Consider the following 21,146-nt stretch of genomic DNA (forward strand, 5'->3'; position numbering starts at 1 on the left):
CACTGCGGCCGCTGGCGGAGCAGGTGGCCGAAGTGGAGCGCAGCGCCATCCAGGCCGCGCTCGAAGCCACCGGCGGCAACAAGCTGGCCGCGGCGCGGCTGCTCGGCATCTCCCGCGCGAAGCTTTACGAGCGGCTCGAACTGGCTGCCTGAAAATCAGGCATGTGTCTGAAGTTCAGGCAACTCGAAGTGCCTGATCTCCGGACACCTCGCGCCGATTTTCCTTGTGCGACAAGGACTTGGGGCTTGGCACGGCGAATGCATCAGCCGCCCGTTCGGATCCAACAAATCAGGAGACATTGCATGCAACGACGCCTCTGGGTGGCCGCCGCCGCCGTCGCCGCCTCCGCCCTTGCCACGCCGCTGGCGTGGTCGCAGGGCAAGGAGATCAAGATCGCCCACGTCTACAGCCGCACCGGTCCGCTGGAGGCCTACGGCAAGCAGACGCAAGTGGGCCTGATGATGGGACTGGACTACGCCACTGGCGGCACCATGACCATCAACGGCCGCAAGATCGTGGTGATCGAGAAGGACGACCAGGGCAAGCCGGACCTCGGCAAGTCGCTGCTGGCCACCGCCTACTCGGACGACAAGGTCGACGTCGCCATCGGCCCGACCTCCTCCGGCGTCGCGCTCGCGATGCTGCCGGTCGCCGAGGAATACAAGAAGGTCCTGCTGGTCGAGCCCGCCGTGGCCGATTCGATCACCGGCGACAAGTGGAACAAGTACATCTTCCGCACCGGCCGCAACAGCTCGCAGGACGCGATCTCCAACGCCGTGGCGATGGACAAGGCCGGCACCGTCGTCGCCACGCTGGCGCAGGACTACGCGTTCGGCCGCGACGGCGTGAAGGCGTTCAAGGACGCCCTGAAGAACGCCAAGGTGGTCCACGAGGAATACCTGCCGCAGACCACTACGGACTTCACCGCCGGCATCCAGCGCATCGTCGACAAGCTGAAGGACCAGCCGGGCCGCAAGGTCGTCGAGGTGATCTGGGCCGGCGGCACGCCGCCTTTCAACGCGCTGGCCGCGCAAAACCTCAAGCAGCGCTACAACATCGAGGTCTTCACCGGCGGCAACATCCTGCCGGCGATGGCCTCGTACAAGAACTTCCCGGGCATGGAAGGCGCCACCTACTACTACTTCGGCATCCCGAAGAACCCGGTGAACGAGGCGATGGTGGCGGGCCACTACAGGCAGTTCAAGTCGCCTCCGGACTTCTTCACCGCCGGCGGCTTCTCCGCCGCGATGGCCATCGTCACCGCGCTGAAGAAGACCAATGGCGACGCGAGTGCCAACAAGCTGATCCCCGCCATGGAAGGCATGTCCTTCGAGACGCCCAAGGGCAAGATGACCTTCCGCAAGGACGACCACCAGGCCATGCAGTCCATGTACCACTTCAAGGTGAAGGTCGACCCGGCCTTCGCCTGGGGCGTGCCGGAACTGGTCCGCGAGATCAAGCCGGAAGAGATGCAGGTTCCGATCCGCAACAAGCGTTGAAGCCAGCATCCGGACGCAGAGGACGCAAAGGTTTCGCAGAGGACGCGAAAGGAAACCTGATGAGTGTGTTTTCTGCGTCCTCGGCGTGACCTCTGCGACCTCTGCGTCCGGTAGTCCGTGTTCTTGATACCGCCCCTGCCGGGCTGAAGGTATCGCTCATCCAGAATCCAGCATGAGCCAACTCGCCACCCACGACCTGACGGTCCGGTTCGGCGGCCACGTGGCCGTCAACGGCGTGACCTGCTCCTTCGAGCCGGGCACGCTGACGGCGATCGTCGGTCCCAACGGCGCCGGCAAGACGACGTACTTCAACCTGATCTCGGGCCAGCTGAAGGCCACCGCCGGCACCGTCACGCTCGGTGGCCGCGACCTGTCCGGCGCATCGGCGTCGCAACGCACCCGCGCCGGCCTCGGCCGCGCGTTCCAGCTCACCAACCTGTTCCCGCGCCTCACCGTGCTGGAGAACGTGCGGCTCGCGGTGCAGGCCACGCGCGAAGGCCGGCATCGCCGCGGCTTGAACCTGTGGAGCGTGTGGAGCGACCACGAGGATCTCGTCGAGCGCGCCGACCGCATCCTGGCCGAGGTGGCGATGCAGGAGGAGGAACACGAACTGGTCGCCAACCTGCCGCACGGCGACCAGCGCAAGCTGGAAGTGGCGCTGCTGATGGCGCTCCAGCCGCAGGTCTACATGTTCGACGAACCGACCGCGGGCATGAACCACGCGGAGGCGCCGGTGATCCTGGACCTGATCCGCAAGCTGAAGGCCGACAGGAGCAAGACGATCCTGCTGGTGGAGCACAAGATGGACGTGGTGCGCGAGCTCGCGGACCGGATCATCGTGCTGCACAACGGGACGCTGGTGGCGGACGGCGAGCCGGCGGAGGTGATCGCGTCGCCGGTGGTTCAAGAAGCTTACCTCGGCGTCTCCGCGCAGAAGGAGGCCGCATGAGCGGGAATCTCCTCGCGCTGCAGGGCGTCCACACCCACATCGGCGCCTATCACATCCTCCATGGCGTCGACCTCGCCGTGCCGCGCGGCCAGCTCACGATGCTCCTGGGCCGCAACGGGGCAGGGAAGACCACCACGCTGCGCACGATCATGGGCCTGTGGCGCGCCTCGCAGGGGCGCATCACGTTCGGCAGCGAAGACATCACGCAGGCGCCCACGCCGCAGATCGCCGGGCGCGGCATCGCCTACGTGCCCGAGAACATGGGCATCTTCGCCGACCTCACGGTGAAGGAGAACATGGTGCTGGCCGCGCGCGGCGCCAAGCACGCGGGGCAGATCGACGGCCAGCGGCTGCAGTGGATCTTCTCGCTGTTCCCCGCCGTGGAGAAGTTCTGGAACCACCCCGCGGGCAAGCTGTCCGGCGGGCAGAAGCAGATGCTGGCCGTGTCGCGCGCGATCGTCGAACCGCGAGAGCTGCTGATCGTCGACGAGCCGAGCAAGGGGCTGGCGCCGGCCATCATCAACAACATGATCGATGCGTTCGCGCAGCTCAAGGCGAGCGGCGTGACCATCCTGCTGGTCGAGCAGAACATCAACTTCGCCAAGCGTCTCGGCGACACCGTGGCCGTGATGGACAACGGCGTCGTGGTGCATGCGGGCTCCATGAAGGAACTTGCCGAGAACGAGGAATTGCAGCACTCCCTGCTGGGGCTCGCGCTATGAACGCGAAGGATTTCGACTGGAAGCCGCTGGCGCTGGTGCCGCTGCTGGCAGCGATCGTGCTGCCCTTCATCGGCTCGCCGTCCACCTGGCTCACGCTCACCGTCGCCGGACTCGCGATGGGCATGATCGTCTTCGTCATCGCCTCCGGCCTCACGCTGGTGTTCGGGCTGATGGACGTGCTGAACTTCGGCCACGGCGTGTTCATCGCGCTGGGGGCCTTCGTCGCCACCAGCGTCCTCGGGGCGATGGGCGACTACACCGCCTCCGGCAGCCTCTGGATGAACCTGCTCGCGGTGCTGCCGGCGATGGTGGTGGCCATGCTGGTGGCCGGCGCGATCGGCCTGGCCTTCGAGCGCTTCATCGTGCGCCCCGTGTACGGCAACCACCTGAAGCAGATCCTCATCACCATGGGCGGGATGATCATCGGCGAGGAGCTGATCAAGGTGGTCTGGGGCCCGCTGCAGATCCCGCTGTCGCTGCCCGAGGCCATGAAGGGCAGCCTGTTCTTCGGCGATGCCGCGATCGAGAAGTACCGCCTGATCGCGGTGGTGGTCGGCATCGTCGTCTTCGGGCTTCTGTTGTGGACGCTCACGCGCACCAAGATCGGCCTGCTGATCCGCGCCGGCGTGCAGGACCGCGAGATGGTGGAGTCGCTCGGCTACCGCATCCGCGTGCTGTTCGTGGGCGTGTTCATGGTGGGCAGCGCGCTCGCCGGCCTCGGCGGCGTGATGTGGGGCCTGTACCAGCAGACCGTCGTGCCGCAGATGGGCGCGCAGGTGAACGTGCTGATCTTCATCGTGCTGATCATCGGCGGGCTGGGGTCCACCACCGGCGCGCTGGTCGGCGCTTTGCTGGTCGGCCTGATGGCCAACTACACCGGCTTCCTGGTGCCCAAGATGGCGCTGTTCTCCAACATCCTGCTGATGATGGCCATCCTGCTGTGGCGCCCGCAGGGTGTGTATGCCCTGAGCAAGTAAGGAGCACCAGATGCTGACCCGGCTCCTTTCCAACGACTTCCCGCGCAGCCGCGTGCTGGCGATCATCCTGCTGCTGATCTTCGCCGCGCTGGCGCTCACGCCCTTCCTCATCCCCGGCGTGAAGGCGCTCAACGTCGCGGCCAAGGTGCTGGTGTTCGTGGTGCTGGTGGCGAGCTTCGACCTGCTGCTCGGCTACACCGGCATCGTGAGCTTCGCCCACACGATGTTCTTCGGCATCGGTGCGTACGGCGTCGCCATCGCCTCCACACGCATGGGCCCGGGCTGGAGCGCGCTGGCCGTCGGCATCGTCTGCGCGCTCGCGTTGTCTTTCGTGCTCGCGCTCGCCATCGGCCTGTTCTCGCTGCGGGTGCGCGCGATCTTCTTCTCGATGATCACGCTGGCGTTCGCGGCGGCTTTCCAGACGCTGGCTTCGCAGCTGTCGGAGTTCACCGGCGGAGAGGACGGCCTGACCTTCAAGATGCCGGAAGTGCTGTCGCCCGGCTTCGAGTTCGAGCTGCTGGGCCGCACCTTCGACGGCCGCCTGGTCTGCTACTACCTGCTGTTCGTCGCCGCCGTGGTGCTGTTCCTCGCCATGCTGCGCATCGTGAATTCACCCTTCGGCCGCGTGCTGCAGGCAATCCGCGAGAACGAGTTCCGCGCCGAGGCGATCGGCTACCGCGTGGTGGTGTACCGCACGGTCTCCAGCATCCTGTCGGCGCTGTTCGCGACGCTGGCGGGCGCCATGCTCGCGATCTGGCTGCGCTACAACGGCCCGGACACCACGCTGTCCTTCGAGATCATGCTGGACGTGCTGCTGATCGTCGTGATCGGCGGCATGGGCACGATCTACGGCGCCGCGATCGGCTCCGGCCTGTTCCTCGTGGCGCAAAGCTACCTGCAGGACCTGCTGAAGCTGGCGAGCGAAGCGGTCTCCGGGCTGCCCTGGCTCGCCGCGCTGCTGTCGCCGGACCGCTGGCTGCTCTGGCTCGGCCTGCTGTTCGTGCTCTCGGTCTACTACTTTCCCACCGGCGTCGTCGGCCGGCTGCGCGCGATGCAGCCGCCGCCGCGAACGCCTTCCCGTCCCCCCGCGGCCCCGGCCGCGTCCAGCAACGCCATCAAAGGAGACTATGTTGAGAACTGACAAGACATCGCAGTCCGTCCGGCGCTTGGGTTCGCATTGGCGGGCGCGCATGGCATGCGCCGGCGCGATCGCGCTGCCGCTGCTGATGGCCGCTTGCGGCGGCGGCGGTGGCGGCGGGGGAGCACCGGCGAGCGACCTGCGCAGCGACGGCCGCGGCGCGGATGCGCAAATGCTGCGCACCACGCACCTCGGCCAGGTGCGCGGCTCCGTCGACAACGGCACCTACTCCTGGAAAGGCATCCCCTACGCCAAGCCGCCGGTGGGAGCGCTGCGCTGGCAGGCGCCGCAGGACGCGGATTCCTGGGCCACGGCAAAGACGACCACCGCTTTCGCCAACGCCTGCGCACAGTACGGCCGCATCTACGGGCCGGGCTCCAACAACCGTTACGACGCGACGATCGGCACGACGCTGAACCAGGCCGTCGGCCACGAAGACTGCCTGTACCTGAACGTCTGGCGCCCGGCAGGCCCGCAGGCAGACCTGCCGGTGATCGTGTTCTTCCACGGCGGCAGCAACGTCTCGGGCTACACCGCCGACCCGGTGTACGACGGCGCCGCGCTGGCCCGCAAGGCCAACGCCGTGGTCGTCACGGCCAACTTCCGCGTCGGCATCCTGGGCTTCCTCGACCTCGCGCAGCTGAAGACCGGCAACGCGGCGAACGACTCCGGCAACTTCACGCTGCTGGACAGCATCAAGGCGCTGGAGTTCGTGCAGAAGAATGCGCGCGCGTTCGGCGGCCATCCGGGCAACGTGACCATCATGGGCCAGTCCGCCGGCGCCATCAACGTCTGGGCGCTGCAGACCTCGCCGCTGATGACGGCGGCGAGCCCGAAGCTGTTCCATCGCACCGTGCCGCTCTCCGGCGGCATCTCGCTGGCCACCAACCTGCCGCCTGGCAGCATCCCGACGCTGTCGCCGCTGCTGCAGTACCAGGCCCAGGGCGTCACCCTGCTGCAGAACCTGCTGATCGTCGACGGTCTGGCGACGGATACGGCTTCCGCGAACCTCTACATCGCGACGAAGACGCCGGCGGAGATCGCTGCCTACATGCGCTCCAGGACGCCGGGCCAGCTGTTCACGACGCTGCTCACGCGCATGCCGCTGCTGGCCGGATCCGGCCCGATCCCGGACGGCACCGTGGTCGCGTCCAATCCGATCGAGGCGATCAAGGCCGGCAACTACGTGAAGGTGCCCGTGCTGGCCGGCAACACCCGCGACGAGGGCAAGCTGTTCCCGTCCTTCCTGCCGCTGGTGGGAGGCGTCGGCAACGCGCGCATCGTGACCGACGCGCAGCTGTTCGCGAACCACTTCTCCTACGACCCGAACGCGGCGCCGCAGACGACCATCGAGCAGTGGATCGCCGCGTCCTACCTGCCGGTGAATGCGCCGGTCACCGGCTTCACCGCGAAGGCGGAATTGCTGAACAGCGTGTTCTTCCTGCGCAGCCGCGACAACGTGCTGGATGCGCTGAAGACGCAGCAGGGCGACGTCTGGTACTACCGCTTCGACTGGGCCAAGCAGCCCGCGCCGTGGAACGACATCTACGGTGCCGTGCACGTGGTGGACCTGCCCTTCCTCTTCGGCAACTTCGGTCCCTCGCTGTTCGGCAACGTGTGGTTCAACACCGCCAACGCGCCGGGCCGCCTGGAACTGTCGGCCGCGATGATGCAGACGGTGTCCGCCTTCGCGCGCAACGGCGACCCGAACAACACCGCGCTCGGCACCGCGTGGCCGGCCTGGCCGGGACGGATGGTGTTCGACGCCACGCTGGACAACAAGGCGATCCACGCCGAGTGACGGGCGTCGAGGAGGAAAGGACATGCCCTTCGGTTCGAAGTATGTGATCTGCGCGGGACGCGAGATCCACTACACGGAGTGGGGCGCGCAGCACGCGCGCACGGTGGTCGCCTGGCATGGCCTGGCGCGCACCGGGCGCGACATGGACGAACTGGCGGAACACCTTTCCTCCAGCTGGCGCGTGATCTGTCCCGACACGATCGGGCGCGGCTTCAGCCAGTGGAGCCCGGACCCGGTGAACGAGTACCGGCTGGAGTTCTATGCGCGTATCGCGGCGGAGCTCTTCGACAAGCTGGGCATTGCGCGCGCGCATTGGGTCGGCACCTCGATGGGCGGCGCGATCGGCACGGTGTGCGCGTCGGGGCTGTTCCAGCCGAAGCTGAAGGAGCGCATCCAGAGCCTGGTGCTGAACGACAACGCGCCGCGCCTGGCCGCGGCGGCGTTGGAGCGCATCCGCAACTACGCGGGCAATCCGCCGGCGTTCGGTTCGATGGCCGAACTGGAGGCCTTCTTCCGGCAGGTCTACAAGCCCTACGGCTGGATGAGCGATGCGCAGTGGCGGCGGCTCACCGAGACCTCCACGCGGCGGCTGCCGGACGGCCGCGTCACGCCGCACTACGACCCGGCGATGGTGCGCCAGTTCATCGACCATCCGCACGACTACGAGCTGTGGGAGCACTACGACCGGCTGCGCATCCCCGTGCTGTTGCTTCGTGGCGCCGAGTCGGACCTCGTGCCGCGCGACGCGGTGGAGGAGATGATGACGCGCGGGCCGGGAAAGATCGGACTGATGCGCGTGGTGGAAGTGCCGGGGGTGGGTCATGCGCCGGCGCTGAACGTGCCGGCGCAGCTGGAGTTGGTCCGGTCGTTCATCGAGCGGGCGGATCGATGAGCGTCACCCCCGCGCAGGCGGGGGCCCAGGGCTTTGAAAGGCGGCGCAATGCGCCGCTTTCTCCTTTGGACGCGCTGGATTCCCGCCTTCGCGGGAATGACGACTATTGCGTCGGCCACCCGGCGAGGTGCTGCAGCGCGATGTTCCCGAGTGCGGCTATCCACTCCGTTTCGTCGTTGAGGCAGGGGATGTAATGGAACTCCTTCCCGCCGTTGGCGAGGAAGGCGTCGCGGCACTCCATCCCGATCTCCTCCAGCGTCTCGAGGCAGTCGCTGGTGAATCCGGGGCACACGACGTCCACGCGTTGCGTCCCCGCGCGCGCCAGCGCTTCCAGCGTGGGCTGCGTGTACGGCTCGATCCACTTCGCCTTGCCGAAGCGCGACTGGAAACTCACGGTGAACTGCGTCTCCGCCAGTTGCAGCCGCTGGGCGAGCAGTCGCGCCGTCTTGCGGCATTCGCAGTGGTAGGGATCGCCCAGCCGCAGGGTGCGCTCGGGCACGCCGTGGAAGCTCATGACGAGGTGGCCGGGCCGGCCGTGTTCGCGCCAGTGGCGCTCGATGCGCCTGGCGAGCGCGTCGATGTAGCCGCGGTCGTCGTGGTAGCGGTTCACGAAGCGCAGCTCGGGCAGGCTGCGGCGCGTGCGCGTCCAGCCGGACACGGCATCGACGATGCTCGCCGTCGTGGTGCCCGAATACTGGGGATAGCAGGGCAGCACGAGGATGCGCGTGGCGCCGGCTTCCGCGAGCGCGTCGAGCTGGCTGGCCATCGATGGATTGCCGTAGCGCATCGCATAGTGCACCTTCACGCGATGGCCGTGCTCGCCGAGCCAGCCTTGCAGGCGCTTGGCCTGGCGCTCGGTCCATACCTTCAGCGGCGAGCCCTCGGGCGTCCAGATGGACCGGTACTTGGCCGCCGATTTCGCGGAGCGCAGCGGCAGGATCACGCCGTGCAGCAGCGGCAGCCACGCGGCGCGCGGGATCTCGACGACGCGCGGGTCGCCCAGGAACTCCGCGAGGTAGCGCTTCACCGCCGGCGCCGTCGGCTCGTCCGGCGTGCCCAGGTTGCACAGCAACACCGCGGTGAGGGGCACCTGTCCGTGCCCGTGGGCGGGAGGGTCAAGGGGTCGGGCGGTCGCGGCCATGCGGTATTCTCGCCGCCATGTTCGACCTCGGGAAAATCCAGGCCATCACGATCGACCTCGACGACACGTTGTGGCCGATCTGGCCGGTCATCGAGCGGGCCGAGAAAGCATTGCATGACTGGCTGGGTTCGTTCGCCCCGATGACCGCGGCGCTGTTCGCCAATCCCGCGGCGCTGCGCGACATCCGCGGGGAGATGACCCATGCGCGGCCCGACCTCAAGCACGACATGAGCGCGCTGCGGCGCGAGTCGATTCGCCTGGCGCTGCAGCGCGCCGGCGACGATCCGGCGCTGGCCGAAGCAGCCTTCGACGCCTTCTTCGCCGAGCGCCAGCGTGTGACGCTGTTCGAGGACGCGCTGCCGGCACTGGAATTCCTCGCCGGGCGCTATCCGGTGGTGGCGCTGTCGAACGGCAACGCCGACCTGGGACGCATCGGCCTGTCGCACTTCTTCCGCGCGGCGGTGTGCGCGCGCGAGTTCGGCGTCGGCAAGCCCGACCCGCGCATCTTCCACGCGGCCGCCGGCGCGGTCGACACCCTGCCGGAGTTCGTGCTGCACATCGGCGACGACGCGACGCTGGACGCCCTGGGTGCGCTCAATGCCGGCATGCAGGCGGCGTGGCTGAATCGCGGCGATGCGCCCTGGCCGCACGAGCAGGAGCCGCACCTGACGCTGACGCATCTGGGCGAGTTGCAGGACCTGATGACGGCCTGATCCCGTAGGGTGGGCAAACTTGTTTGCCCACCGTGTGTGCCGGCGAGGATGGTGGGCAAGCGGAGCTTGTGCCCACCCTACGAGATGCGATCCGCCACCTGCAGCGCGGCACGAACCGCGCCCTCGAGCGTCGCCGGATACGGCCCTTCCACGTAATCTCCGCAAGCCCACAGTCCCGGCGCGATGGCGATCGGCGGCCGGCGCAGGCCCGGCACGCAGGCGAAGGTCGCGCGCTTCTCCACCACCGTCTGCAACGGCTGCAGGTCCCACCCCAATGCGGAGGCCTGCGCGATCACGTCGCGTTCGATGCGCTCCTTGTCCGCGACGCTCGCGCTCACCACGAAGGCGAGCAGGCCGGCCGGGCCGCCCAGCTGGGCACGGTCGAAGACGAATTGCGCCGGGCCCGAGGACAGGGCGAGCATCGGCAAGGGCAGGCGAGGACCGCCGGTGGCGTAGACCGTCGCGATCGCCTCGAAGGCGAAGGCGCGCGCATCGCGCAGCCAGTCGCCCGCTGCGACGGCGCTGGCTTCGACGAGGCGGACCGCTTCATTGGACGGTGCGGCGACGATCACGATGTCGAAGGACTCGCCGTCCACGCTCCACCCATTGCCTTGCGGCACCAGGGCCTGCACGCGCCGCCCGATCCGCACCTCGGCGCCGCGGGCCTCCAGCCAGTCCTGCGCCGCATGCGGGAAGAGGGCGCCCAGGTCCTGCTTCGGCAGCAGCAGGTTGGAGCCGCCCCAATCGCCGTGGCCGCGGCCGAACAGCGCGTCGCGCAGCACGCGCAGGAACACCTGCGCGCTGGAACGCTCCGCCGGCGTGTTGAGCGCGGCGACGCACAGCGGATCGATCAGCTGCGCGCGCACGCGCGGAGTGAGGTCGCGCGTGAGATCCGCGACGCTCGCCTCGGGTGCGCAACGGAAGCCCGCCAGCTGCCAGCGGATGGAGGCCCGCAGCAGCGACAGCTTGTCGGCCCAATTCCAGCCGCGGGCACGGAGGATGCCCGCCACCGCGTCCCACGGGGCGGGCCACGGCGGCAGCGCGAGGCCGTTGCCCGCCGGATCGCGCAGCACCAGCGGCATTCGCAGCAGCACGTCGTCCGGGCGCACGCCCACCGTCTCCATCAGCCGCAGCGTCTCGAGATAGGCGCCGATCAGGATGTGCTGCCCGTTGTCGACGAGCACGGCGCTGCCGTCCGGCAACGCCACGGACAGGGTGCGGGCCCGGCCGCCGAGCGTGCGGGCGGCCTCGAACACGGTGACCTGGTGTCCGCGCTCGACGCAGCGGACCGCGGCGGCGAGCCCGGCCCAGCCCGCGCCGACGATGGCGACGCGCGTCGCCACTACATGCGCCCCAGCGCCTGTACCTTCCACGCGAGCCAGAGCTTGCGCACGGGCGTGAGGCTGATGCGCTGGTTCAGCACCTGGAAGTTCTCGTCCTCGATCTCGCGCAGCAGCGTGCGGTAGATGCTGGCCATCATGAGGCCGGGCTTCTGCGCGCGGCGGTCTTCCGCCGGCAGCAGCGCCAGGGCCTCGTCGTACAGCGCGTGCGCCCGCTGTGCCTGGAAGCGCATCAGCGCGACGAAGCGGTCGGAGTGCTGGCGCTTGAGGATCTCGTGCGCCTTGACGTCGAACTGCTGCAGCTCGTTGACGGGCAGGTAGATGCGGCCGCGCATCGCGTCCTCGCCGACGTCGCGGATGATGTTCGTGAGCTGGAAAGCGAGACCCAGCTTGTGCGCGTACTCGGTGGTCCGCGCCTCCGTCTGGCCGAAGATGCGGGCGGCGACTTCGCCGACCACGCCGGCCACCAGGTGGCAATAGCGCTCCAGGCCGGTGAAATCGAGATAGCGCGTCTGCTCCAGGTCCATCTCGCAGCCGCGGATCACGGCCTGCAGGTGTTCCTGCTCGATGCCGAAGGCCGGCACGCTGGGCATCAGGGCCTGCATCACCGGGTGCGAGGGCTGGCCGGCGAAGGCGCGGCCCACCTCGGTGTGCCACCAGGCGAGCTTGGTGCGCGCGACGCCGGGGTCCGTCACTTCGTCCACGACGTCGTCCACCTCGCGGCAGAAGGCGTAGAAGGCCGTGATGGCGGCGCGCCGCGGCGGCGGCAGGAAGAGGAAGGCGTAATAGAAGCTGCTGCCCGAGGCGGCGGCCTTGTCCTGGACGTACTGTTCCGGCGTCATTCGTTCTTGTGGCAAGCCCGTGATTCTCACATCCGCGCCGCCGCCCACAGCATGGGGGGCACGTCGACGGGTCCCAGCTTCGGCCGCGCCTGCAGCGTGCGGTGCTGCAATCGTTCGATCCGGCGCAGGATGCGCAGGCCGCCCTGCACCACGAGGCGCAGTTCCCAGCCGGCGCGTCCGGGGATCCGGTGCACCAGCGGCGCGCCCGAGAGCATCAGGCCGCGCGCCCAGGCGCACAGCTCCGCGACGAGCGCGGGCGTGGCCGGATGCGAGGCCCAGGTGGCCGGCCGGTGCGGGTCGATGCCGTGGCGGCGGCAGTCTTCGGCGGGCAGGTAGTAGCGGCCGCGGGGCACGTCCACGCCGAGGTCCTGCCAGAAGTTGATCAACTGCAGCGCGCTGCAGATCGCGTCGCTCTCGGCGAGCGCGACGGGATCGTGCACGTCATAAAGGTGCAGCAGCAGCCGGCCCACGGGGTTGGCCGAGCGGCTGCAGTAATCCAGAAGTTCGCAGCGATCCGCGTAGCCCTCGCCGGCGCCCGACTTGCGCGCGTCCTGTTCGAAGGCGTCGAGCAGGGCGTGGAGCAAGGCTGGCGGCAGGCGGAATTCGCGCACGGCCGTGGCGAGGGCGGCGAACACGCCGGGCCAGCGGCCCGAACCGCTGTTGCCTGCGAGGTACGCGACCAGGTCGTTTCCATATGTATCCAGGTCGGCGAGCCGGGTATCCACTGTCGCGCTCCCTTCATCCGCGATATCGTCGGCCGTACGAGCGAACCAATAGATGGCAGCGATCGGCCGCCGCAGCCGAGGGGGGCACAGCCAGGAGGCAACGGGGAAGTTTTCGTAGTGCTCGACCGGGCGATGCCGGTCGTCGGAGGGGGCGGTCACCTCCGGATTGTCGCTTGACAGGCTCTGCGGGTTTCTCCTAGATTACTAACCGGTCAGTCATTAAGGAGCTGCGTCCGCGCAGACTTCACGGATCCGCCCCATGAGACACCTCATTTCTTCACGCCTGGCGCCCTGGAGCGCGGCCTTGTTCGCGGCCGCCGTGCTCGCCGGCTGTTCCCGCAGCGAAGCGCCGCCGGAGCCCGTCCGCTCGGTGAAGGTGATGACCGTGAGCGCATCGGGCTTGCAGAGCCGGTACGAGTTCTCGGGCGAGGTGCGCGCGCGGCTGGAGTCGCGCCTGGGCTTCCGGGTCGCCGGCAAGATCACGCAACGGCAGGCCGAGGTCGGCCAGCACGTGCAGCCCGGCGCCGTGCTGGCGCAGCTCGACCCGCAGGACTACCGGCTCGCCGCCGAAGCGGCCCGCGCGCAGCTCGCGGCCGCCCAGACCAATCGCGACCTGGCGGCCGCCGACTACAAGCGCTACCAGACGCTGCGCGAGCAGAACTTCATCAGCGGCGCCGAACTGGAGCGCCGCGAGAGCACTTTGAAGGCGGCGCAGGCGCAGTTCGAAGCGGCGCAGGCGCAGCTCGCGTCGCAGGGCAACCAGGCCGGCTACACGCGCCTGGTGGCCGACGTCTCCGGCGTGGTGACCGCGGTGGAGGCGGAGCCGGGGCAGGTCGTTTCGGCCGGCAGCCCGGTCGTGCGCATCGCCGCCGATGGCCCGCGCGACGTGGCGTTCTCCGTGCCCGAAGACAAGGTGGCCTCCCTGCGCGCGGGCACCGACGTGAACCTGCGCCTGTGGGCCGGCAATACCGAGCTGCAGGGCCGCATCCGCGAAGTCGCCGCCAGCGCCGACCCCGTGACCCGCACCTATCCGGTGAAGGTGTCCATCGAAGGCGCCGCGCAGCCGCCGCTGGGTGCCACCGTCACCGTGATGCCGCAGGCCCTGAGCCATGCCGGCGCGCAGGTGATCAAGATCCCGACCAGCGCGCTGCGCCAGGAGGGCAAGGGCAGCGCCGTCTGGGTGCTGGACCGCCCGACGATGACGGTGCGTTCGCAGCCGGTGCAGGTCGCCACCGCGGACGGCAACGACGCCGTGATCGCCGCCGGCCTCGCGCCCGGCATGCAGATCGTGACGGCGGGCGTGCACGTGCTCGCGCCCGGCCAGAAGGTCACGGTGTGGCAGGAGAAGACCTCCGCCGTCGCACCGGTCGCGACGCAGGATCCGGGCAAGCCCACCGCGGGCGCCGCCCAGGCCGCAACCCTCACGCGCTGAGGCCGCCATGCAGCAAGCCGAAAACCGCGAGCGGTTCAACCTCTCGCGCTGGGCGCTCGAACATCCGGCCCTCACGCGCTACCTGATGGTGGTGCTGATGGTGCTGGGCTCCGCCGCCTACTTCCAGCTCGGGCAGGACGAGGATCCGCCCTTCACCTTCCGCGCGATGATCATCCGCGTGTTCTGGCCGGGCGCCACGGCGCAGCAGGTCGCCGAGCAGGTCACCGACAAGATCGAGCGCACGCTGCAGGAAGTGCCCTATGCGGACATCATCCGCAGCTACTCCAAGCCGGGCGAGACGCTCGTCGTGCTGCAGATCAAGGACTCCTCGCGCGCGGCGGAGGTCCCGAACGTCTGGTACACGGTGCGCAAGAAGGTGGGCGACATGCGCGGCACGCTGCCCGGCGGCGTGGTCGGCCCCTTCTTCAACGACGAATACGGGGACGTCTACGGCGTGATCTACGCGCTGGAGGCCGACGGCGGCTACAGCTACGCGGAGGTGAAGACCTTCGCCGACGACGTGCGCCAGCAGCTGCTGCGCGTGCCCGACGTCGCCAAGGTGGAACTGTTCGGCGTGCAGGACGAGAAGCTGTACGTCGAGATTTCGCAGAAGCGCCTCGCGCAGCTGGGCCTGGACATGAACCAGGTGCTGCAGCAGCTCGCGCAGCAGAACGCGGTGGAGTCCGCCGGCGCGATCCAGACGCCGGCCGACGTCGTGCAGGTCCGCGTGGCCGGCCAGTTCGAGGCGGTGGAGCAGCTGCGCGCGATGCCGATCCGCGGCGGTTCGGGCAACCAGCTGCGGCTGGGCGACATCGCCGACGTGAAGCGCGGCTACGTCGATCCGCCGCAGGTGAAGGTGCGGCACGGCGGCAAGGAGGTCGTCGCGCTGGGCGTGTCGATGGCCAAGGGCGGCGACATCATCCGCCTGGGCCACGCGCTGAAAACCGCCACCGGCCGCATCGACGACGGCCTGCCCGCGGGCATCCGCCTGGTGCAGGTGCAGGACCAGCCGAAGGCGGTGGCCACCTCGGTCGGCGAATTCGTCCGGGTGCTGGTCGAGGCCGTGGTGATCGTGCTGGCCGTGAGCTTCATCAGCCTGGGCCTGCACAAGCGGCCCGGCGCCGGCCTGCCGCCGTGGAAGCGCTGGTACGTCGACATGCGTCCCGGCCTGGTGGTGGCGATCACCATTCCGCTGGTGCTCGCCGTGACCTTCCTGGCGATGTTCTACTGGGGCATCGGCCTGCACAAGATCTCGCTCGGCTCGCTGATCATCGCGCTGGGCCTGCTGGTGGACGACGCCATCATCGCCGTGGAGATGATGGTGCGGAAGATGGAGGAGGGCTACGACAAGGTCCGCGCCGCCACCTTCGCCTACGAGGTCACCGCGATGCCGATGCTCACCGGCACGCTGATCACCGCCGCCGGCTTCCTGCCGATCGGCATGGCGCGCTCCACCGTGGGCGAATACACCTTCGCGATCTTCGCCGTCACGGTGATCGCGCTGGTCCTGAGCTGGCTGGTATCGGTCTACTTCGTGCCCTACCTCGGCACGATCTTCCTGAAGCCGAAGCCGGTGTCCGCCGAGCACCAGGAGCACTTCGACACGCCGTTCTACCGGGGCTTCCGCCATGCCGTGGACTGGTGCGTGCAGCACCGCTGGATCACCATCGGCGCGACGCTGCTCACCTTCGCGCTGGGCATCGCGGGCATGGGCAAGGTGCAGCAGCAGTTCTTCCCCGATTCCAGCCGGCCGGAGATCCTGGTCGACCTGTGGACGCCGGAGGGCACCTCCTTCGCCGCCAGCGAGGAAATCGCCAAGCGCTTCGAGAAGCGGCTGATGGGAACGCCCGGCGTGACCGCGGTGACGACCTGGGTCGGCTCCGGCGTGCCGCGCTTCTACCTCCCGCTGGACCAGATCTTCCCGCAGAGCAATGCCTCGCAGCTGATCATCCAGCCCAGGGACCTGGCCACGCGCGAGAAGCTGCGGGTGGAGCTTCCCGGCATGCTGGCGCAGGAATTCCCGGAAGTGCGGGCGCGCGTGAAGCTGTTGCCCAACGGGCCGCCGGTTCCGTATCCGGTGCAGTTCCGCGTGGTCGGGACCGACCCGATCGAACTGCGCGAGCGCGCCGATGAAGTGAAGGCCGTGATGCGCGCCAGCCCCAACACGCGCGGCGTCAACGACAACTGGAACGAATCGGTGAAGGTGGTGCGGCTGGAGGTCGACCAGGCCAAGGCGCGCGCCCTGGGCGTCACCAGCCAGTCGATCGCGCAGGCGAGCCGCACGATCCTGAACGGCACGCCGGTGGGCCAGTTCCGCGAGGGCGACAAGCTGATCGACATCGTGCTGCGCCAGCCGCTGGAGGAGCGCAACGCGATCACCGACATCGCCAACGCCTACCTGCCGACCACTTCGGGCAAGTCGATCCCGCTCACGCAGATCGCCAAGCCGGTGTTCACCTGGGAGCCGGGCGTGATGTGGCGCGAGGGGCGCAACTACGCCATCACGGCGCAGAGCGACATCGTGGAAGGCCTGCAGGGCGCCACCGTCACCAACGAGCTGCTGCCGAAGCTGCGCGCGCTGGAGGCGAAGTGGCCGGCGGGCTACCGCATCCAGGTGGCGGGCACGGTGGAGGAAAGCGGCAAGGGCTCGTCCTCGATCGCGGCCGGCGTGCCGATCATGCTGTTCCTCACCTTCACGCTGCTCATGCTGCAGCTGCAGAGCTTCAGCCGCGCCATGCTGGTGTTCCTGACCGGTCCGCTGGGGATCGCCGGCGTCGCGGGCGCCTTGCTGGTGCTGAACCGGCCCTTCGGCTTCGTGGCGCTGCTGGGCGTGATCGCGCTGATGGGCATGATCCAGCGCAACTCGGTGATCCTCATCGACCAGATCGAGCAGGACCGCGCCCGCGGCGTGCCGGCCTGGGACGCGATCGTCGAGGCGGCCGTGCGGCGGCTGCGCCCCATCGTGCTGACCGCGGCGGCGGCGGTGCTGGCGATGATCCCGCTCTCCCGCTCGGTCTTCTGGGGCCCGATGGCGGTGGCGATCATGGGCGGCCTGATCGTGGCCACGGTGCTGACGCTGCTGGCGCTGCCGGCGATGTATGCGGCCTGGTTCCGGGTGAAGCGTGAAAACGTCATGCCCGCGCAGGCGGGAACCCAGGGCTTCCAGCCCGCTTGACGCGCTTCGCGCGTCCTCTGGGTCCCCGCCCGCGCGGGGATGACGGAGGGAAGGTTAAAATCGCCGGTTGACCGGATTCGAGCGGGCGGTCGGGGTACCCTGGCCGTCCGCTTTCCCTTTCCAATGACCTGCGCGGGTGGCGAAATTGGTAGACGCACCAGGTTTAGGTCCTGACGCCAGCAATGGCGTGTCGGTTCGAGTCCGACCCCGCGCACCACGCGTTTTCCCCAACCGAGATAGATCATGGCCGTGACCGTAGAAACCCTGGACAAGCTGGAACGCAAGATGACGCTGACGCTGCCCGTCAACGCGATCCAGTCGGAAGTCGACAACCGCCTCAAGAAGCTGGCCCGCACCGTCAAGATGGACGGCTTCCGTCCCGGCAAGGTGCCGCTGTCCGTCGTGGCGCAGCGCTACGGCTACTCGGTGCAGTACGAGGTGATGAACGACAAGGTCGGCGAGGCCTTCGCCGCCGCCGCCAACGAAGCCAAGCTGCGCGTGGCCGGCCAGCCGAAGATCACCGAGAAGGAAGGCGCGCCCGAGGGCGAGCTGGCGTTCGACGCCGTGTTCGAGGTGTACCCCGAAGTGAAGATCGGCGACCTGGGCGGCGCCGAGGTCGACAAGGTCAGCACCGAAGTCAGCGACGCCGCGATCGACCGCACGCTGGACATCCTGCGCAAGCAGCGCCGCACCTTCGCCCTGCGCGCGCAGGACGCCGCCGTGCAGGCCGGCGACCGCGTGACGGTGGACTTCGAGGGCAAGATCGACGGCGAGCCCTTCGACGGCGGCAAGGCCGAGGACTTCGCCTTCATGGTGGGCGAGGGCCAGATGCTCAAGGAGTTCGACGAGGCCGTGCGCGGCATGAAGTCGGGCGAGAGCAAGACCTTCCCGCTGGCCTTCCCGGCGGACTACCACGGCAAGGACGTCGCGGGCAAGACGGCCGACTTCATGGTCACCGTGAAGAAGATCGAGGGCGCCAACCTGCCGGAAGTGAACGAGGCCTTCGCCAAGTCGCTGGGCATCGCCGACGGCACCGTGGACGCGCTGCGCGCCGACATCCGCAAGAACCTCGAGCGCGAGGTCAAGTTCCGCCTGCAGTCCCGCAACAAGCAGGCCGCGATGGACGCGCTGGTGGCGAAGTCCGAGCTGGACCTGCCCAAGTCGATCGTGCAGAACGAGATCGACCGCCTGATCGAAGGCCAGCGCAACGAGCTCAAGCAGCGCGGCCTGAAGGACGTCGAGAAGCTGCCGATCCCCGAGGACATCGTGCGCCCGCAGGCCGAGCGCCGCGTGCGCCTGGGCCTGGTGGTGGCCGAGCTGGTGCGCTCCAACGGCCTGGAAGCCAAGCCGGAGCAGATCAAGCAGCACATCGAGGAACTGGCCGCCAGCTACGAGCGTCCGGCCGAAGTGACGCGCTGGTACTACGGCGACAACCGCCGCCTGGCCGAAGTCGAGGCGATCGTGATCGAGAACAACGTCACGGATTACGTCTTCGCCAAGGCTAGGACGGTCGAGAAGAAGGTGGAGTTCGACGAGCTGATGGGGCAGCAGCAGGCGTAAGCCGCCGTCGAGGCAACACCTGGGGCCCGGGACTTGCGAAGCGCAACCCAGGCCCCATTTGCATTCAGGCTAAAGTACAGCCAAGACTACGGAGCGAATTTCCCCCCATGAGCGCACTTGATACCCAGGGCCTGGGCCTGATCCCCATGGTCATCGAGCAGTCCGGCCGCGGCGAGCGGTCGTACGACATCTATTCGCGCCTGCTGCGCGAGCGCGTGGTGTTCCTGGTGGGCCCGGTCAACGACCAGACCGCGAACCTGGTGGTGGCGCAGCTGCTGTTCCTGGAAAGCGAGAACCCGGACAAGGACATCTCGCTGTACATCAACTCCCCGGGCGGCAGCGTGAGCGCCGGCATGGCGATCTACGACACCATGAACTTCATCAAGCCGGCGGTGAGCACCCTGTGCACCGGCATGGCGGCGTCCATGGGCGCCTTCCTGCTGGCCGCGGGCGAGAAGGGCAAGCGCTTCGCGCTGCCCAACTCCAAGATCATGATCCACCAGCCCCTGGGCGGCATGCAGGGCCAGGCGACGGACATCGAGATCCACGCCCGCGACATCCTGAAGACGAAGGCCTCCCTGAACAAGATCCTGGCGACGTGCACCGGCCAGCCCCTGGAAAAGATCGAGCGCGACACCGATCGCGACTATTTCCTCGAGGCCGACGAGGCGAAAGCCTACGGCCTGGTGGACCAGGTGATCGCAAAACGCCCGTGAGGCGATGACGAATGACAAATGACGGATGACGTTGTCATTTGTCATCAGGCCGCCTGCGGGCGGCCAAGTCATTTGTCATGGTGCTCGACGCTTTCTGTATCATAGAAATCAACCTATCAAGGCACCGCCCCCATGGCCGACCGAAAAGGCTCCTCCAGCGAGAAAACGCTTTACTGCTCGTTCTGCGGGAAGAGCCAGCACGAGGTCAAGAAACTGATCGCGGGACCGTCGGTCTTCATCTGCGACGAGTGCATCGACCTGTGCAACGAGATCATCCGCGACGAACTTCCCGCGGGTGACGAACAGCGCGAGGCCCGCGGCGACCTGCCGACGCCGCTCGAGATCAAGTCCAACCTCGACAACTACGTGATCGGGCAGGAAGCCGCCAAGCGTGCGCTCTCCGTCGCGGTCTACAACCACTACAAGCGCCTGCGCCACAAGGACAAGGCCAAGAAGGACGACGTCGAGCTCACCAAGAGCAACATCCTCCTGATCGGCCCCACCGGTTCCGGCAAGACGCTGCTGGCGCAGACGCTCGCCCGCATGCTGGACGTGCCCTTCGTGATGGCCGACGCCACCACGCTGACGGAAGCCGGCTACGTCGGCGAGGACGTCGAGAACATCATCCAGAAGCTGCTGCAGAACTGCAATTACGAGGTGGAGCGGGCGCAGCGCGGCATCGTGTACATCGACGAGATCGACAAGATCTCGCGCAAGTCGGACAACCCGTCGATCACCCGCGACGTCTCGGGCGAGGGCGTGCAGCAGGCTCTGCTGAAGCTGATCGAAGGCACCATGGCCAGCGTGCCGCCGCAGGGCGGCCGCAAGCACCCCAACCAGGACTTCCTGCAGATCGACACGACCAACATCCTGTTCATCTGCGGCGGCGCCTTCGCCGGCCTGGAGAAGGTGATCGAGCAGCGCACCGAATCGTCCGGCATGGGCTTCAGCGCCACGGTGAAGAGCAAGAAGGAACGCAGCCTCTCGGACATGTTCCGCGAGGTCGAGCCGGAAGACCTGATCAAGTTCGGCCTCATCCCCGAACTGGTCGGCCGCCTGCCGGTGGTCGCCACGCTCGCCGAGCTCTCCGAGGACGCCCTGGTGCAGATCCTGACCGAGCCGAAGAATGCGATGGTCAAGCAGTACGGCAAGCTGCTGGCCATGGAAGGCGTCGAGCTCGAGGTGCGGCCCAACGCGCTCAAGGCGATCGCCCGCAAGGCGCTCGCGCGCAAGACCGGCGCGCGCGGCCTGCGTTCGATCCTGGAACAGTCGCTGATCGACACGATGTTCGAACTGCCGAACATCAGCAACGTCGAGAAGGTGGTGGTCGACGAGAACACCATCGAGGAAAGCAAGCCGCCGCTGCTGGTCTATCGCGAGGCGGCCAAGAAGGCATGACGCTCGCCGGGCTGCGCATGACGAATGACTGCCGGCTGCGCCGGCATGACAGATGACCCTGGGCCGGGACCGTCATTCGTCATTTGTCATCGAGCGCAGCGCGGTCATTCGGCATTTCCCTCATTT

At 68.1% G+C, this 21,146-nt stretch carries 18 protein-coding genes and 1 tRNA gene; 15 read left to right on the forward strand and 4 right to left on the reverse strand.

Annotated elements, in window-relative coordinates:
• The 8 genes from VF522_RS06645 to VF522_RS06680 form a co-directional block, all read left to right on the forward strand.
• On the forward strand, nucleotides 1-152 hold a 152-nt coding region (locus VF522_RS06645; protein ID WP_330907471.1), incomplete at its 5' end, for a helix-turn-helix domain-containing protein.
• 150 nt (nucleotides 153-302) lie between these two features.
• Complete coding sequence (locus VF522_RS06650) at nucleotides 303-1,499, forward strand: substrate-binding domain-containing protein (RefSeq protein WP_330907449.1); 1,197 nt, start codon at nucleotides 303-305, stop codon at nucleotides 1,497-1,499.
• 172 nt (nucleotides 1,500-1,671) lie between these two features.
• The gene (locus tag VF522_RS06655) at nucleotides 1,672-2,448 is read left to right on the forward strand and encodes an ABC transporter ATP-binding protein (protein ID WP_330907450.1); all 777 of its coding nucleotides are present in this window, start codon (nucleotides 1,672-1,674) and stop codon (nucleotides 2,446-2,448) included.
• Complete coding sequence (locus VF522_RS06660; protein ID WP_330907451.1) at nucleotides 2,445-3,170, forward strand: ABC transporter ATP-binding protein; 726 nt, start codon at nucleotides 2,445-2,447, stop codon at nucleotides 3,168-3,170. Before VF522_RS06655 ends, VF522_RS06660 begins: the two co-directional genes overlap by 4 nt.
• On the forward strand, nucleotides 3,167-4,147 hold the full coding sequence (locus VF522_RS06665; protein WP_330907452.1) for a branched-chain amino acid ABC transporter permease: 981 nt from the start codon (nucleotides 3,167-3,169) through the stop codon (nucleotides 4,145-4,147). The genes VF522_RS06660 and VF522_RS06665 overlap by 4 nt, the downstream gene beginning before the upstream one ends.
• 10 nt (nucleotides 4,148-4,157) lie before the next feature.
• Nucleotides 4,158-5,288, forward strand: a complete 1,131-nt coding sequence (locus tag VF522_RS06670) for a branched-chain amino acid ABC transporter permease (protein ID WP_330907453.1) — start codon at nucleotides 4,158-4,160, stop codon at nucleotides 5,286-5,288.
• A gap of 49 nt (nucleotides 5,289-5,337) precedes the next feature.
• Nucleotides 5,338-7,086 (forward strand): carboxylesterase/lipase family protein, encoded by a 1,749-nt coding sequence (locus tag VF522_RS06675; protein ID WP_330907454.1) that lies wholly within the window; start codon nucleotides 5,338-5,340, stop codon nucleotides 7,084-7,086.
• A gap of 22 nt (nucleotides 7,087-7,108) precedes the next feature.
• Nucleotides 7,109-7,978 (forward strand): alpha/beta hydrolase, encoded by an 870-nt coding sequence (locus tag VF522_RS06680; RefSeq protein ID WP_330907455.1) that lies wholly within the window; start codon nucleotides 7,109-7,111, stop codon nucleotides 7,976-7,978.
• Between the two features lie 103 nt (nucleotides 7,979-8,081).
• Here the strand turns inward: VF522_RS06680 and hemH are convergent, their stop codons facing one another.
• A complete protein-coding gene (gene hemH, locus VF522_RS06685; protein ID WP_330907456.1) occupies nucleotides 8,082-9,119 on the reverse strand; it encodes a ferrochelatase in 1,038 nt (345 codons plus the stop codon).
• Nucleotides 9,120-9,136: 17 nt separating this feature from the next.
• Here hemH and VF522_RS06690 point away from each other — a divergent pair, with 17 nt between their 5' ends.
• Nucleotides 9,137-9,832 (forward strand): HAD-IA family hydrolase, encoded by a 696-nt coding sequence (locus VF522_RS06690; RefSeq protein ID WP_330907457.1) that lies wholly within the window; start codon nucleotides 9,137-9,139, stop codon nucleotides 9,830-9,832.
• Between the two features lie 77 nt (nucleotides 9,833-9,909).
• Here the strand turns inward: VF522_RS06690 and hpnE are convergent, their stop codons facing one another.
• Genes hpnE through hpnC form a run of 3 tightly spaced genes read right to left on the reverse strand, consistent with a single transcriptional unit; the run spans nucleotide 9,910 to nucleotide 12,898 of the window.
• On the reverse strand, nucleotides 9,910-11,175 hold the full coding sequence (hpnE, locus tag VF522_RS06695; protein ID WP_330907458.1) for a hydroxysqualene dehydroxylase HpnE: 1,266 nt from the start codon (nucleotides 11,173-11,175) through the stop codon (nucleotides 9,910-9,912).
• Nucleotides 11,175-12,014, reverse strand: a complete 840-nt coding sequence (gene hpnD, locus VF522_RS06700; protein ID WP_330907472.1) for a presqualene diphosphate synthase HpnD — start codon at nucleotides 12,012-12,014, stop codon at nucleotides 11,175-11,177. The genes hpnE and hpnD overlap by 1 nt, the downstream gene beginning before the upstream one ends.
• Before the next feature lie 26 nt (nucleotides 12,015-12,040).
• Nucleotides 12,041-12,898, reverse strand: coding sequence for a squalene synthase HpnC (gene hpnC / locus VF522_RS06705; RefSeq protein ID WP_330907459.1), 858 nt, complete (start codon nucleotides 12,896-12,898; stop codon nucleotides 12,041-12,043).
• A 100-nt stretch (nucleotides 12,899-12,998) separates the two neighbouring features.
• Here hpnC and VF522_RS06710 point away from each other — a divergent pair, with 100 nt between their 5' ends.
• From VF522_RS06710 to clpX, 6 genes are all read left to right on the forward strand, one after another.
• Entirely contained in the window at nucleotides 12,999-14,171 is a 1,173-nt protein-coding gene (locus VF522_RS06710) for an efflux RND transporter periplasmic adaptor subunit (protein ID WP_330907460.1), read from the forward strand.
• Between the two features lie 7 nt (nucleotides 14,172-14,178).
• Nucleotides 14,179-17,346, forward strand: a complete 3,168-nt coding sequence (locus tag VF522_RS06715) for an efflux RND transporter permease subunit (RefSeq protein ID WP_330907462.1) — start codon at nucleotides 14,179-14,181, stop codon at nucleotides 17,344-17,346.
• Nucleotides 17,347-17,476: 130 nt separating this feature from the next.
• Nucleotides 17,477-17,563 (forward strand) — tRNA-Leu (locus VF522_RS06720).
• A 26-nt stretch (nucleotides 17,564-17,589) separates the two neighbouring features.
• Nucleotides 17,590-18,906: a trigger factor gene (gene tig / locus VF522_RS06725; RefSeq protein ID WP_330907463.1), complete on the forward strand. Its 1,317-nt coding sequence runs from the start codon at nucleotides 17,590-17,592 to the stop codon at nucleotides 18,904-18,906.
• A gap of 107 nt (nucleotides 18,907-19,013) precedes the next feature.
• A complete protein-coding gene (gene clpP / locus VF522_RS06730; RefSeq protein WP_330907464.1) occupies nucleotides 19,014-19,622 on the forward strand; it encodes an ATP-dependent Clp endopeptidase proteolytic subunit ClpP in 609 nt (202 codons plus the stop codon).
• Between the two features lie 132 nt (nucleotides 19,623-19,754).
• Nucleotides 19,755-21,020, forward strand: a complete 1,266-nt coding sequence (gene clpX / locus VF522_RS06735) for an ATP-dependent Clp protease ATP-binding subunit ClpX (protein ID WP_330907465.1) — start codon at nucleotides 19,755-19,757, stop codon at nucleotides 21,018-21,020.
• The last annotated feature ends 126 nt before the right edge of the window (nucleotides 21,021-21,146 follow it).

Origin of the sequence: Ramlibacter sp. (assembly GCF_036383835.1) — a bacterium.
GTDB lineage: Bacteria > Pseudomonadota > Gammaproteobacteria > Burkholderiales > Burkholderiaceae_C > Ramlibacter.

What these genes read in the sequence shown, in the direction of transcription:
- VF522_RS06650 (WP_330907449.1), top strand. Translation starts at nt 303, where the DNA reads ATGCAACGACGCCTCTGGGTGGCCGCCGCCGCCGTCGCCGCCTCCGCC.
- VF522_RS06655 (WP_330907450.1), top strand. Translation starts at nt 1,672, where the DNA reads ATGAGCCAACTCGCCACCCACGACCTGACGGTCCGGTTCGGCGGCCAC.
- VF522_RS06660 (WP_330907451.1), top strand. Translation starts at nt 2,445, where the DNA reads ATGAGCGGGAATCTCCTCGCGCTGCAGGGCGTCCACACCCACATCGGC.
- VF522_RS06665 (WP_330907452.1), top strand. Translation starts at nt 3,167, where the DNA reads ATGAACGCGAAGGATTTCGACTGGAAGCCGCTGGCGCTGGTGCCGCTG.
- VF522_RS06670 (WP_330907453.1), top strand. Translation starts at nt 4,158, where the DNA reads ATGCTGACCCGGCTCCTTTCCAACGACTTCCCGCGCAGCCGCGTGCTG.
- VF522_RS06675 (WP_330907454.1), top strand. Translation starts at nt 5,338, where the DNA reads ATGGCATGCGCCGGCGCGATCGCGCTGCCGCTGCTGATGGCCGCTTGC.
- VF522_RS06680 (WP_330907455.1), top strand. Translation starts at nt 7,109, where the DNA reads ATGCCCTTCGGTTCGAAGTATGTGATCTGCGCGGGACGCGAGATCCAC.
- hemH (WP_330907456.1), bottom strand. Translation starts at nt 9,119, where the DNA reads ATGGCCGCGACCGCCCGACCCCTTGACCCTCCCGCCCACGGGCACGGA.
- VF522_RS06690 (WP_330907457.1), top strand. Translation starts at nt 9,137, where the DNA reads ATGTTCGACCTCGGGAAAATCCAGGCCATCACGATCGACCTCGACGAC.
- hpnD (WP_330907472.1), bottom strand. Translation starts at nt 12,014, where the DNA reads ATGACGCCGGAACAGTACGTCCAGGACAAGGCCGCCGCCTCGGGCAGC.
- VF522_RS06710 (WP_330907460.1), top strand. Translation starts at nt 12,999, where the DNA reads ATGAGACACCTCATTTCTTCACGCCTGGCGCCCTGGAGCGCGGCCTTG.
- VF522_RS06715 (WP_330907462.1), top strand. Translation starts at nt 14,179, where the DNA reads ATGCAGCAAGCCGAAAACCGCGAGCGGTTCAACCTCTCGCGCTGGGCG.
- tig (WP_330907463.1), top strand. Translation starts at nt 17,590, where the DNA reads ATGGCCGTGACCGTAGAAACCCTGGACAAGCTGGAACGCAAGATGACG.
- clpP (WP_330907464.1), top strand. Translation starts at nt 19,014, where the DNA reads ATGAGCGCACTTGATACCCAGGGCCTGGGCCTGATCCCCATGGTCATC.
- clpX (WP_330907465.1), top strand. Translation starts at nt 19,755, where the DNA reads ATGGCCGACCGAAAAGGCTCCTCCAGCGAGAAAACGCTTTACTGCTCG.